12 protein-coding genes are annotated in these 13068 nt (G+C 62.0%); 11 read left to right on the top strand and 1 reads right to left on the bottom strand.

Features of this window, described 5'->3' with window-relative positions; all coding sequences use genetic code 11:
- Positions 1-181: 181 nt before the first annotated feature.
- The 11 genes from pyrH (at position 182) to lpxB (ending at position 11467) form a co-directional block, all read left to right on the top strand.
- Complete coding sequence (pyrH, locus tag NKI31_RS26570; protein WP_023671026.1) at positions 182-904, top strand: UMP kinase; 723 nt, start codon at positions 182-184, stop codon at positions 902-904.
- A gap of 101 nt (positions 905-1005) precedes the next feature.
- Positions 1006-1560 (top strand): ribosome recycling factor, encoded by a 555-nt coding sequence (frr, locus tag NKI31_RS26565; protein ID WP_023671027.1) that lies wholly within the window; start codon positions 1006-1008, stop codon positions 1558-1560.
- Positions 1561-1591: 31 nt separating this feature from the next.
- Positions 1592-2314 (top strand): isoprenyl transferase, encoded by a 723-nt coding sequence (locus NKI31_RS26560; protein WP_023748403.1) that lies wholly within the window; start codon positions 1592-1594, stop codon positions 2312-2314.
- 11 nt (positions 2315-2325) lie between these two features.
- Positions 2326-3141 (top strand): phosphatidate cytidylyltransferase, encoded by an 816-nt coding sequence (locus tag NKI31_RS26555; RefSeq protein WP_352652946.1) that lies wholly within the window; start codon positions 2326-2328, stop codon positions 3139-3141.
- Positions 3142-3244: 103 nt separating this feature from the next.
- A complete protein-coding gene (gene rseP, locus NKI31_RS26550) occupies positions 3245-4387 on the top strand; it encodes an RIP metalloprotease RseP (RefSeq protein WP_023688578.1) in 1143 nt (380 codons plus the stop codon).
- A 217-nt stretch (positions 4388-4604) separates the two neighbouring features.
- Positions 4605-6971: an outer membrane protein assembly factor BamA gene (bamA, locus tag NKI31_RS26545; RefSeq protein ID WP_023693445.1), complete on the top strand. Its 2367-nt coding sequence runs from the start codon at positions 4605-4607 to the stop codon at positions 6969-6971.
- A 77-nt stretch (positions 6972-7048) separates the two neighbouring features.
- Positions 7049-8107, top strand: coding sequence for a UDP-3-O-(3-hydroxymyristoyl)glucosamine N-acyltransferase (gene lpxD, locus NKI31_RS26540; RefSeq protein ID WP_023671032.1), 1059 nt, complete (start codon positions 7049-7051; stop codon positions 8105-8107).
- A 1-nt stretch (position 8108) separates the two neighbouring features.
- Positions 8109-8561: a 3-hydroxyacyl-ACP dehydratase FabZ gene (gene fabZ, locus NKI31_RS26535; protein WP_023684696.1), complete on the top strand. Its 453-nt coding sequence runs from the start codon at positions 8109-8111 to the stop codon at positions 8559-8561.
- Between the two features lie 15 nt (positions 8562-8576).
- Positions 8577-9410, top strand: coding sequence for an acyl-ACP--UDP-N-acetylglucosamine O-acyltransferase (gene lpxA, locus NKI31_RS26530; protein ID WP_352652944.1), 834 nt, complete (start codon positions 8577-8579; stop codon positions 9408-9410).
- A complete protein-coding gene (locus tag NKI31_RS26525) occupies positions 9397-10299 on the top strand; it encodes an LpxI family protein (RefSeq protein ID WP_023832084.1) in 903 nt (300 codons plus the stop codon). Before lpxA ends, NKI31_RS26525 begins: the two co-directional genes overlap by 14 nt.
- Positions 10289-11467, top strand: coding sequence for a lipid-A-disaccharide synthase (gene lpxB, locus NKI31_RS26520; protein ID WP_352652943.1), 1179 nt, complete (start codon positions 10289-10291; stop codon positions 11465-11467). Before NKI31_RS26525 ends, lpxB begins: the two co-directional genes overlap by 11 nt.
- Before the next feature lie 136 nt (positions 11468-11603).
- Here lpxB and gltA read toward each other — a convergent pair whose 3' ends face one another.
- The gene (gene gltA, locus NKI31_RS26515; protein ID WP_352652942.1) at positions 11604-12935 is read right to left on the bottom strand and encodes a citrate synthase; all 1332 of its coding nucleotides are present in this window, start codon (positions 12933-12935) and stop codon (positions 11604-11606) included.
- Positions 12936-13068: the final 133 nt, after the last annotated feature.

Raw genomic sequence — 13068 nt, 5'->3', positions numbered from 1 at the left:
GGCCGACGCGGTACGCACCCCCACCAACTGCGGGGCCGCCCGGGGTAGGCGTATTGGGGGGGGGGGCGCGGGGTCACTTCGCGGCGCCCTTCGTGTATCGGAACTCGGCATCGCGCCAGCGGCGGCGCCCGCGCGAGGGCGGCCTGCCCAGGCTGCCACACGCAACAATGACGAGGTCCAGATGACGGCAAAGCCCCTCTATCGACGTGTCCTGCTGAAAGCGTCGGGCGAAGCGTTGATGGGCGAGCAGCATTTCGGCATCGATGTCTCGGTGGTCGACCGAATCGCGGCCGACATCGCCGAAGCCCGCGCACTTGGCATCGAGGTCGGCGTCGTCATTGGCGGCGGCAATATCTTTCGCGGCGTGGCGGTGGCATCCAAGGGCGGCGACCGCGTCACCGGCGACCACATGGGCATGCTGGCCACCGTCATCAACTCGCTGGCGCTGCGCACCTCGCTGAACAAGATCGGCGTCGATGCCGTCGTGCTGTCGGCCATCGCCATGCCCGAACTTTGCGAGAGTTTTTCCCAGCGCCAGGCCACCGCCTATATGAACCAGGGCAAGGTCGTCATTTTCGCCGGCGGCACCGGCAATCCGTTCTTCACCACCGATTCGGCCGCGGCCTTGCGCGCCGCCGAGATCGGCGCCGACGCGTTGTTCAAGGGCACCCAGGTCGACGGCGTCTATTCGGCCGATCCCAAGAAGGATCCGAATGCGACCCGCTTCGAGCGCATCAGCCATGCCGAAGTCATCAACAAGGGCCTTTCGATCATGGATACCGCCGCAATTGCACTTGCGCGCGAAAACAACATCCCGATAATCGTCTATTCGATCCACGAAAAAGGTGGTTTCGGCGATATTCTGCGGGGCGGCGGCCGTTGCACGATCGTCGCCGACGAGTGACCCGGAGTATACTCTCCTAAAAAGGGGATCAGTTTTCGAAAGCGGGTCCGAATATAGGCCCTAAGCACTGAACCCGGATCAAACGGGTCGAGGAGACTAAGATGAGTGGTGAGTTCGACGACCTCAAGCGGCGCATGGATGGCGCGATCGCCGCCTTCAAGCACGATCTGGCTTCGCTGCGCACCGGCCGTGCCTCCAGCAATCTGCTCGACGCCATCCAGGTCCAGGCCTACGGCACCACCATGCCCATCAACCAGGTGGCGAACGTGTCGGTGCCGGAGCCGCGCATGATTTCGGTTTCGGTCTGGGACAAGTCGATGGTCGGCGCGGTCGATCGTGCCATCAGAGAATCCAATCTGGGCTTCAATCCGATCGTCGACGGCACCAACCTCAGGATTCCGCTGCCCGAGCTCAACGAGCAGCGCCGCAAGGAACTGGTCAAGATCTCGCATGGCTACGCCGAGAACGCCCGCGTTGCGGTGCGCCATGTCCGTCGCGACGGCATGGACTTCTTGAAGAAGGCGGAAAAGGACGGCGACATCAGCGAGGACGATCAGCGGAAGCGCTCCGATCAGGTCCAGAAGCTGACCGACGAGACGATCAGCACCATCGATCACCTGCTTTCCGATAAGGAAGCTGAAATCATGCAGGTTTAGGGTCGGCCCACACCGGCCCGAAAGCGAGACAATGGCAACGCCGGCGCATGTCGCGATCATCATGGATGGAAACGGACGCTGGGCCAAGGCGCGCGGCATGCCGCGGCTTGCCGGCCATCGCGCCGGCGTCGAAGCGCTGCGCAAGACGGTGCGCGCCGCGCCCGGTCTCGGCATTTCCTTCCTGACCGTCTACGCCTTTTCATCGGAAAACTGGTCGCGGCCCAAGGCCGAAGTGAGCGACCTGATGGGGCTTTTGAAGCTGTTCATCCGCCGCGATCTGGCCGAACTGCACCAGAACGGCGTGCGCGTCAGGATCATCGGTGACAGGGCGGGGCTGCAGCCGGACATCAGGGGCCTGCTCGAAGAGGCCGAATCGCTGACTGCGCGCAATGAATCGCTGACCTTGGTCATCGCCTTCAACTATGGCGGGCGCGACGAGATCGTGCGCACGGCACGCAAGCTCGCAGCCGCAGTGGCGCGCGGCGAGATCGACGCAGAGGCGATCACGGCAGACACTTTTGCCGGCGCCCTCGACACCGCAGGCATTCCCGATCCGGAGCTGGTCATCCGCACCAGTGGCGAGCTTCGGCTGTCGAACTTCCTTCTGTGGCAGGCAGCCTACAGCGAACTGGTTTTTCTGCCTTGCTACTGGCCTGACTTCAGCCGCGAACACCTGGCCGACGCATTGCGCGATTTTGCTGGCCGCGAGCGCCGTTTTGGCGGGCTTGCCGCTCAAGATGTCGCTGCCTCGTGATCGGCGGCGGGATGAACAATCTTCAGCTTCGCATCGTCTCGGCGCTGGTGCTGGCCGCAATAGCGCTTGGCCTGACCTGGTTGGGAGGGCTGTGGTTCCGCCTGCTTTGCGCCGGGATATCGGCGGTCATCTTCTATGAATGGGCGCGCATGTCGCGCCCCTTGGCCGGTGCGACCCTCGGCTTCATTCCCGAAGCGCTGCTTCTGGTTTTCGTCGTCGCCCTGGTTGCAGGCGTGCCGGCATCGTGGCTTCTGTCTCTTGTCCTGGCCATGGTTGTGGTCGCTGCTGTCGGCGCCCGTATGCATGGAGCGGCGCAATGGGATGCAGCCGGTCTTGCCTACGCGGCTTTGTCCGGCTTATCGCTGGCGCTGCTGCGCGGCGGCGACCATCCCGGCCTGGTCGCAATCCTGTTTCTGTTCGCCGTGGTCTGGGCGACCGACATCTTCGCCTATTTCGTCGGCCGCTCCGTCGGTGGGCCCAAGCTCGCGCCATCTATATCCCCCGGCAAGACGCAGAGCGGCGCGCTTGGCGGCGCTGTCGGCGGCGTGGCCGCCGGCGTGCTTCTGGCTGCCGCCGCCGGGGCCGGCAATCTTGGCGTCCTCGCCTTGGTTGCGCTGGTGCTGTCGATTGTTGCCCAGGCTGGCGATCTCTTCGAATCCTGGGTCAAGCGCCGCCACGGCCGCAAGGATTCAAGCGCGTTGATACCCGGGCATGGCGGTGTCATGGACAGGGTGGACGGGCTTGTCGCGGCGGCTTTTGCCCTATACGTGATCGGCTGGATTTCGGCGGGCGCCGATCATCCGGCGCAGGGGCTGTTTCCGGCTTGAGTGATATTTCACGGCGAAGAAATGGCGCACGCCACGGATTCGCCTGGATTGATGTCACAGTCGCGGCGACACCTTTTGCCGCAGGTGAATTTGAGGGCACGACTTGAACGAAATTCTTCACGCGTTTTTCAGCACGGAAGGCTTTGTCCTCGGCACGCTGGTGCCGTTTCTCTTCGTGCTGACCGTGGTCGTCTTCATTCACGAAATGGGACATTACCTCGTCGGCCGCTGGTGCGGCATTGGCGTGAAGGCCTTTTCGATCGGCTTCGGCCCCGAACTTCTCGGCTTCAACGACAGCCACGGCACGCGCTGGAAGCTCTGCGCCATACCGCTCGGCGGTTACGTCAAATTCGTCGGCGACATGAGCGCCACGTCGAGCCAGCCGAGTTCGGAAGATCTGGAAACGCTGACTGACGCTGAACGCAAGGTCGCCTTCCACACGCAACCCATCTGGAAACGCGCCGCCACGGTGGTGGCCGGACCGCTGTTCAACTTCCTTTTGACCATTGCCGTCTTTGCCGTGCTGTTTTCCCTCTACGGCCGCCCTGTGTTTGAGCCGATGGTGGCTGCAGTCACCGCCGGCAGTCCAGCCGAAAGGGCCGGCATTTTGCCAGGCGACCGATTCGTCGCCGTCGACGGCAGCAAGGTTGAGACCTTCGCCGACGTCCAACGCCTGGTTTCAGGACGCGGCGGCGACGCCATCACCTTCACCATGTTGCGCGACGGCAAGGAGGTCACCGTCGTCGCGACGCCGGAGCCGATGGAGCAGCTGGACGCGCTGGGCAACAAGGTCAAGGTGGCCGTCATCGGCGTCGTCAACAACAAGGATGTCGGCCAGCCCAGGCTGATCACCTACAGCCCTGTCGGAGCAGTCGGCGCCGCGGTCGAGGAGACGGGGCACGTCATTCAGCGCACCGGCCAGTTCCTGCAGCGATTCGTTGTCGGCCGCGAAGACAAATGCCAGCTGGGCGGCCCCATCAAGATCGCCAAGATGTCGGGGCAGGCGGCAAAGCTTGGCTTCCTGTGGCTGGTGCAACTCGTCGCCGGACTGTCGGTCGGGATCGGAATTCTGAACCTTTTGCCGATTCCCCCCCTCGACGGCGGCCACCTCCTGTTCTACGCACTCGAAGCCGTTTTCCGGCGTCCGGTATCGGAGCGGATGATGGAAATGGGATACCGGGCCGGCCTCTTTCTGGTGCTTGGATTTATGGGCTTCGTCTTCTGGAACGATCTGTTTGGGTGCTGAAATCATGAAGAAATTTGGCTTCAGCACCGGCAATGTTGAGACGCCGTTTACCATGCACGGGGGTATGCGTGACGCGAAAGCCACGCATCAGGGTTAAGTAATTACAAATTAACCTGAAGCCTTGCGTGTAGGGAAAATCCGGTTAATACGGTAGGAGAAATTACCGCACGTCCGGTTTTCTCGCCGTGGGGACTTCGAGAAAAGGTACAAAAGCCCGATGAAGGCAGCATCCAAATTTTTGAGCGCCGCGTCCGCGGTGGCTATGTCCGCCGCTCTGGTTGTACCAGGTGCGCTCGCCGTGCAGTTCGTTGCCACATCTGCGGCGCAAGCAGCCGTTGTCTCGAGAGTCGAGGTCAACGGCAACCAGCGCGTAGACGCCGACACCATCCGCAACTACATCACGATCAAGCCGGGCAAGGCGTTTTCCAGCGCCGATATCGACGATGCGGTCAAGGCACTGTTTGGTACCGGGCTGTTCTCGGACGTTCAGATCAATCAGGTCGGTTCGACGCTGGTGGTCAAGGTTGCCGAATATCAGGTCGTGAACCAGGTTCTGTTCCAGGGCAACAAGAAGCTCAAGGACAATGCGCTGGCAATCGCCGTGCAGTTGAAGCCACGCGGAACGTTCTCGCAGGCAACGCTGGACTCCGATGTCGAGGCGGTGAAAGCTGCCTACAAGCGAATTGGCCGCGACGATGCCGCCGTGACGACGCAGATCATGGACCTCGGCGACAACCGCGTGAACGTGGTCTTCAACATCAACGAAGGCGGCCGCACCAAGATCGCCGCAGTCAATTTCGTCGGCAACAGCGCCTATTCGAGTCGCCGCCTGTCCGACGTCATCGCCACCAAGCGCTCAAGCTTCCTGTCCTTCGTGCTGCGTGACGACGTCTATGACGAGGACAAGCTTCGCGCCGACCAGGAATCGCTTCGCCGCTTCTATTACAATCACGGCTATGCTGACTTCCAGGTGGTCTCTGCTGTCGGCGAGCTCGACGACACGACCAACCAATACACCGTTACCATCACCGTCCAGGAAGGGGACCGCTATACGTTCGGCGACGTCAGCGTCGAGAGCACCATTCCCGAAGTCGACTCGAAGGCGCTGGAATCGGTGGTTCAGACCCACAAGGGCGACGTCTACAACGCCAAGGATGTCGAGGACACCATCATCGCGCTGACCGAGAAGGTGGCGGGTTCTGGTTATGCCTTCGCCCAGGTGACGCCGCGCGGCGACCGTAACTTCGAGAATCACACCATTTCGGTCGTCTACACGATCGACCAGGGCACCAAGGCCTATGTCGAGCGCATCGAAATCCGCGGCAACGACCGCACGCGCGACTATGTCATTCGGCGCGAATTCGATGTCAGCGAAGGCGACGCCTTCAACCAGGTTCTCATTCAGCGCGCGAAGAAGCGGCTGGAAGCGCTGGATTATTTTGAGAAAGTCGACATTTCGACTGTTCCGGGTTCCGAGCCTGACCAGGTCGTGCTTGTGGTCGACGTGGTCGAGAAGTCGACTGGTGAGTTCTCGATCGGCGCCGGTTATTCGACCGGTGGCGAGACTGCCGGTCCGTCCGTCGAGGGATCGGTTGCGGAGCGCAACTTCCTCGGTCGCGGCCAGTACATCAAGGTCTCGGCCGGCGGCGGCAAGAATTCGCGCGACTACAGCCTGTCCTTCACCGAGCCCTATTTCCTCGGGCGCCGTATCGCCGCCGGTTTCGATATCTTCCAGCAGACGCGAAATTATTCGGACTACGACAGCGAGACGCTGGGTGCGACGGTTCGCTTCGGCCTGCCGATCACCGATAATATCTCGACGCAGCTAGCGTACAATATCGCGCAGGAAAAGTATAAATATGATGATGACTGCTTGACCAGCGGCACCTATGATCCCTCGAAATGCGACGTTTCTGCCGCAATTCGAGAGGGTATTGATGAAAGCCCTTGGATCAAATCGTCCGTCAGTCTCGGCTTGGTCTACAACACCATAGACGACATGAAGAGCCCGCATGAAGGCATCTACGCCACCACGACTGTGGAAGTGGCCGGCCTTGGTGGCGATGCCAAATTCGTCAAGGTTACCGGTCGCGGCACCGTCTACCAGACTCTATCAGAACAGTTGGATCTGGTCGGCCTGATCTCCGGCGGTGCTGGCCATATCGCGGGCTATGGCGATAATGGACTGCGTATCTTCGATCAGTTCAAGAGCAGCGACCGCATGATCCGCGGCTTCGAGTATGGTGGCATTGGCCCTGTGGATATTGCAACAGGTGACCACCTCGGCGGCACCACCTATTTCAATGCTTCGGCGGAAGCTCAGTTCCCGATACCGGTCATTCCGGAAAGCTTTGGCGTGCGTGGCGCTGTGTTTGCTGATGCCGCCACACTGTACGGCAGCAAGATTGATACTCCTGGCGTCACTCAGGCCTCGGTTGATATGAAGTTGCGCGCGTCGGTTGGTGTCGGCTTGTTGTGGTCATCGCCCTTCGGCCCGATCCGCATCGACTACGCGATGCCCGTCAAGAAGGAAAAGACCGACGACGTGCAGGAATTCAACTTCGGCATGTCGAGCCGCTTCTGATCTTGCGGTAACGATGCTTCCGGGCCGTTGGGGTCCGGAAGAGAATTGATCCGACCTAGCTGGATATTGCTTCTGGAATGACCGATCCGGTGTTCTTCGCGCCATCACGCCGGTATACGGCCGGCGAAGTCGCGAATCTGACCGGCGCATCGCTTGTCGATTCCGATCTTGCCCACATATCGATCGATGCGTTGGCGCCAGCCAACGAAGGCGGCGAGGGTGCGCTCGTCTTCGTCGACGGCAAGCGCAATTTCGCGCTGATGCAGTCGCTGAAAGCGGCGGCCGTGTTTTGTCCCGCCGAGTTCGCCGGCAAGGCGCCGGCCGGCATTGCGGTTCTGGTGCATCCGCGCCCGCAGCAGGCCTTCGCCATGATCGGCCGGCTGCTGTTCCCGACAGCGGCTACGCCGGGTCCGATGACCAGCGAAACCGGGGTCTCGCCGCAAGCTCATGTCGATACCACGGCGCATATCGAGGCAGGCGCGATCATCGAGGCCGGAGCCGTCGTCGGCCCGCGTGCTTCCATCGGCAGCGGAACGGTCATTGCCCCCCACGCCGTTATCGGTCCGTCATGCCAGATCGGCCGTGACGGCTACATTGGGCCGGGTGTCAGTGTTCAGTATGCGCTGATCGGCAACCGCGTCATCATTCATGGCGGCGCCAGGATAGGCCAGGACGGCTTCGGCTTTGTCGGCGGCGCCAAAGGCCCTGAGCGTGTGCCGCAGGTCGGCCGCGTCATCATCCAGGACGATGTCGAAATCGGCTCGAACACGACCGTCGATCGCGGCGCCATGTCGGATACGGTCATCGGTCAGGGCACCAAGATCGACAATCTGGTGCAGATCGCCCATAACGTTCGCATCGGCCGCAATTGCATTATTGCCGGGCTCTCTGGTATTTCCGGCTCCGTCACCGTCGGCGACGGTGTCACCATGGGCGGCGGCGTTGGCCTTGCCGATCATTTGACCATCGGATCAGGGGCCAAGCTTGCTGCAAGAAGCGGGTTCATGAGCAACGTGCCGGCGGGCGAGATCTGGGGAGGCTATCCGGCGCAGCCGATGGCGGAAGCCATGCGCGAGATCGCCATGCTGAGGAAGCTCGCCAGGACGCGCAAGCAGGGCGAAGGGGGAAGTAGCTGAGATGGTGCCGGCGACGCTCGAAGCGGTCGATATATTGGGGTTGATGAAGCTTTTACCGCATCGCTATCCCTTCCTGATGATCGATCGCATCATCGAAATCGACGGCAATGATTCTGCCATCGGCATCAAGAACGTGACCATCAATGAGCCGCATTTCCAGGGCCATTTCCCGGACCAGCCGGTGATGCCGGGCGTGCTCATCGTCGAGGCCATGGCGCAGACCGCCGGCGCGATCTGCATCCGTAACCTCAACACGGAAAAGCCGTCGCTGGTCTATTTCCTGACCATCGACAACGCGAAATTCCGCAAACCGGTCGTCCCAGGCGACCAGTTGAAGATCCACGTCAAGAAAATCAAGATGCGCGGCAACCTGCTCAAATTCGCCTGCGAGGCCATGGTGGAGGGCACAAAGGCCGCCGAAGCCGAGATCTCGGCAATGATGGTTACCGGCTGACGGTTCGAAATGCTCATGAAAATACAGACTTCAATCCACCCCTCGGCCGTCATCGAGGCCGGCGCGCAGATCGGCGAAGGCGCCTTCATAGGACCTTTCTGCTATGTCGGCGCTGACGCCGTGATCGGTGACCGCGTCGAACTGGTCAGCCATGTCTCGGTGCTGGGCGCGACAACCATTGGCGCCGCGACCAAGGTCTATCCAATGGCGACACTGGGCGGACCGCCGCAGAACACCAAGCACAAGGGCGGCCGCACCACTTTGGTCATCGGCCAGAACTGCACGATCCGCGAAGGCGTGACCATGCATCTCGGCACCGATTCCAGCCGCGGCGAGACGACCGTCGGCGACAACGGCAATTTCCTTGCCTATGCCCACATCGCTCACGATTGCGTCGTGGGCAAAAACGCCACCTTCGCCAATGGCGCGACCCTGGGCGGCCATTGCGAGGTCGGTGACAGCGTTTATATCGGCGGCCTCAGCGCCGTTCATCAGTTCGTGCGTGTTGGTGACAACGCCTTTCTCGGCGGCTGCTCGGCTTTTGTCGGCGATGTCATTCCCTACGCCATTGCGGTGGGCAATCGCGCCAGCCTGCGTGGACTCAACATCATCGGCCTGAAGCGCGCCGGGTTGCCGCGCGCCGAAATCTACCTGCTGCGCAAGGCTTACAAGACCATCTTCGACCGCTCCCGCACTGTCGGCGAGAACATCGAATTCGCCAAGGCCGAGTTTGCGTCGTCGCCGACGGCCATGAAAATCATCGATTTCATCACCAGTCGCGGCAAGCGGCATTTTGCCGTCCCGTCGCTTAAGGGTGGCGACGGCGACGATGCCGATGACGAAGGCTGAGGCCACTTCAACGGGCCTCGATCTTGCGCCGGACGCCAGGGTCGGCATCATTGCCGGCGGCGGTAGCTTGCCGGTCGAAGTTGCCGCCGGCCTGGCGGAGGCCGGACATCCGCCCGTCATCATCCTGGTCGAAGGTCAGGCCGACCGTCAGTCCGACCTCACAATCTATGAGCATGAAAGCCTTGCGCTGGAAGACATCGGCTCGCTGGTTGCGTTGCTGAGGCGCCGGCGGATCACCCATCTTGTGCTTGCCGGCGAGATCAGGCGCAGGCCGCGGTTGGTCGACATGCGCCCGAGCCTTGGGCTACTGGCACTTATACCCTCGCTCGCCATGGCGCTTGCCCGCGGCGATGACGGGCTGTTGAAGATATTGACCCGCGGCCTGGAGGCACGGGGCGTCAAGGTTGTCGGTGCGCATGAAGTCGTGCCCCGGCTCGTCGCGGCCGAAGGGCCGCTGACCAAAGCAGTGCCGCGAAAGTCGGACTGGCGCGATATCGAGGCGGCACACGCGGCGGCAAAGGCCATCGGCGCGCTCGACATTGGTCAGGCGGCAATTGCCATCGGTGGCCGCACTGTTGCCCTGGAAGGCGTCGAGGGCACCCACGGACTGCTCGAGCGGACGCAGCAGTTGCGCGGCCATGGCAGGCTGGCCGGCAAGACGCGCGGTGTCCTGGTCAAATGCGCCAAGCCTGGCCAGGAATTGCGTGCCGATCTGCCATCTATTGGCCCCCAGACCGTCGAGGCGGCGCATGCCGCGGGGCTCGCCGGCATTGCCGTCGAAGCCGGCCGTTCGCTCATCCTCGAAGGCCCCGCCGTTGTCGCGCGCGCCAATGCGCTCGGCCTGTTCGTGTTCGGCCTGCCGGCTGCGGAGTCTGTCCATGGCAGCTGAGAAGCCGCTGAAGATTGCCATCGTCGCCGGCGAAGAATCCGGCGACCTGCTGGGCGCCGACATCGTGCAGGCGCTGAAGCGCATGACCGGGCGCGAGGTGCAACTCGTCGGCACTGGCGGGCGGCATCTGCAGGTGCTCGGACTGGCGCCGCTGTTCGACGGCGCCGAGATCGCGCTGATGGGGCTCAGCGCCATCCTGCGTGACTTGCCGCGCCTGATGCGGCGGATCAGCCAGACGGCGAGCGTTGTCGCCGCCGAAAAACCCGACTGTCTGATCACCATCGACAGCCCCGATTTCTCGCTGCGCGTCGCCAAAAAGATCCGCGCCGCCGATCCGTCGATCCCGATCATCCATTATGTCTGCCCGAGCGTCTGGGCGTGGCGGCCGGGCAGGGCGGCCGCGATGAAGCCCTATGTCGACCACATACTGTGCATCCTGCCTTTCGAAGTGAAGGAACTGAGCCGCCTCGGCGGTCCGCCCGGCACCTATGTCGGACACCGCCTCACGCATGATCCGGGTGTGCTTGGCGCGGCAAGGGCGCAAGGCCAGCCGCGCGATCTCTCGGCCGATCACGTCAAGACGCTGCTCGTCCTGCCAGGGTCGCGGCGCGGCGAGGTGAGCCGGCTCATCGGTCCGTTCGGCGAGACGGCGTCGGCGCTTCGCGCGCGCGGCCACCGGCTGCGGCTGTTGCTGCCGACGGTGCCGCATGTCGCCGAACTGGTCAAAACGTCGGTGGCGCGCTGGGATCAGGAGCCGGAAATCATCCTCGATCCCGAGCGCAAGTGGCAGGCCTTCGGCAAGGCCGATGCGGCGCTGATTGCGTCTGGAACGGTGTCACTGGAACTGGCGTTGTCGGGTGTACCGATGATCTCTTGCTACAAGTTCGATCCGATCATGCTGATGGCGCAGAGCCTGATCACGGTGTGGAGCGCTGCTTTGCCCAACCTTATCGCCGACCGGCCGGTCGTGCCGGAAAGCTACAACCAGTATGTGCGGCCGCACTATCTGGCGCGGCAGCTCGAGGCACTGTTTTCAGACACCGCCTACCGCGCCTGGCAAAAGGACGGCTTTGGCGAGGTTGCCAGACGCATGGCCACCAACAGGCCCTCCGGCGACATCGCCGCCGATGTCGTTCTTCGCCACATCGGGAGAGCGAATAGGGCTTAGTAAGGAGTGAACGGTGAATAGTGAGTAGTGAATAGTGAATAGGATTAACGCGCTCTCGCCTATAATCAAGCTGCTACTTGCTACCTGCTACTTACTACCTGCTATTCACTACTTACCATTCACCATTCACCCTCTTTCACCTTTTCGCAATCGGCACGTAGTCGCGTTCCGGCGCGCCGGTATAGAGCTGGCGCGGGCGGCCGATCTTCTGGTGCGGGTCCTCGATCATTTCCTTCCACTGCGCGATCCAGCCGACGGTGCGCGCGACCGCGAACAGCACGGTGAACATGGTGGTGGGGAAGCCCAGCGCCTTCAGCGTGATGCCGGAATAGAAATCGACGTTCGGATAGAGCTTCTTTTCGATGAAGTAGGAATCGGTCAGCGCGATATTTTCCAGCTCCATGGCGATGTCGAGCAGCGGATCGTCCTTGATGCCGAGTTCGCCCAGCACTTCATGCGCCGTCTTCTGCATGATCTTCGCGCGAGGATCGTAGTTCTTGTAGACGCGATGGCCGAAGCCCATCAGCCGGAACGGATCGTTCTTGTCCTTGGCGCGGGCGATGAATTCCGGGATGTGGTCGACATGGCCGATTTCTCCCAGCATGTTGAGCGCCGCCTCATTGGCGCCGCCATGCGCCGGGCCCCACAGGCAGGCGATGCCGGCGGCGATGCAGGCGAACGGATTGGCGCCCGACGAGCCTGCAAGCCGCACGGTCGAGGTCGAGGCGTTCTGTTCGTGGTCGGCATGCAGAATGAAGATGCGCTCCATGGCGCGCGCCAGCACCGGATTGATCTTGTATTCCTCGCACGGAACCGCAAAGCACATATGCAGGAAGTTGGCGGCGAAGTTCAGCTCGTTCTTCGGGTAAATGAAGGGCTGGCCGATATGGTATTTGTAGGCCATGGCCGCAATCGTCGGCATCTTGGCAATCAGCCGCATCGAGGCGACCATGCGCTGATACGGGTCCGAAATGTCGGTGGAGTCGTGATAGAAGGCCGACAGCGCGCCGACCACGCCGCACATCACAGCCATCGGATGCGCGTCGCGGCGGAAGCCGGTGAAGAAGCGCGACATCTGCTCGTGCACCATGGTGTGGCGCGTCACCCGGTAGTCGAAATCGTCCTTCTGTGCCTTGGTCGGCAGTTCGCCGTAGAGCAGGAGGTAGCAGACTTCGAGGAAGTCGCCATGCTCGGCCAGCTGGTCGATGGGATAGCCGCGGTGAAGCAGGATGCCGGCATCGCCGTCGATGAAGGTTATCGCCGACTCGCAGCTCGCCGTCGAAGTGAAGCCGGGATCGTAGGTGAAGGCGCCGGTGGTGTTGTAGAGCGCACCGATGTCGATGACGTCGGGCCCGACCGACCCGCTTCGCACCTTGAATTCATGCGTCTTGCCGGCCAGTTCGAGCGTGGCAGTCGACGGGTGCGTCGTCTTGCTGCCGGTTTCCAGTCTTGTCGCAGCTTCGCTCATTCTCAAACTCCTTCATGTTCCTCATGCCGGCAAGGCAATTCCTGCAAACGACACGTCGAAATCACCGGAATGCGCGAACTCGCCACCGCATTTTGGGAGGTGCGTGCCTGATTGGGCCAAGGCCTAATGTTGC

Origin of the sequence: Mesorhizobium sp. M0659 (assembly GCF_040320605.1) — a bacterium.
Classification (GTDB): domain Bacteria; phylum Pseudomonadota; class Alphaproteobacteria; order Rhizobiales; family Rhizobiaceae; genus Mesorhizobium.
The sequence above is the reverse complement of the archived record's forward strand: the minus strand, read 5'-3'. Positions and strand labels throughout refer to the sequence as shown.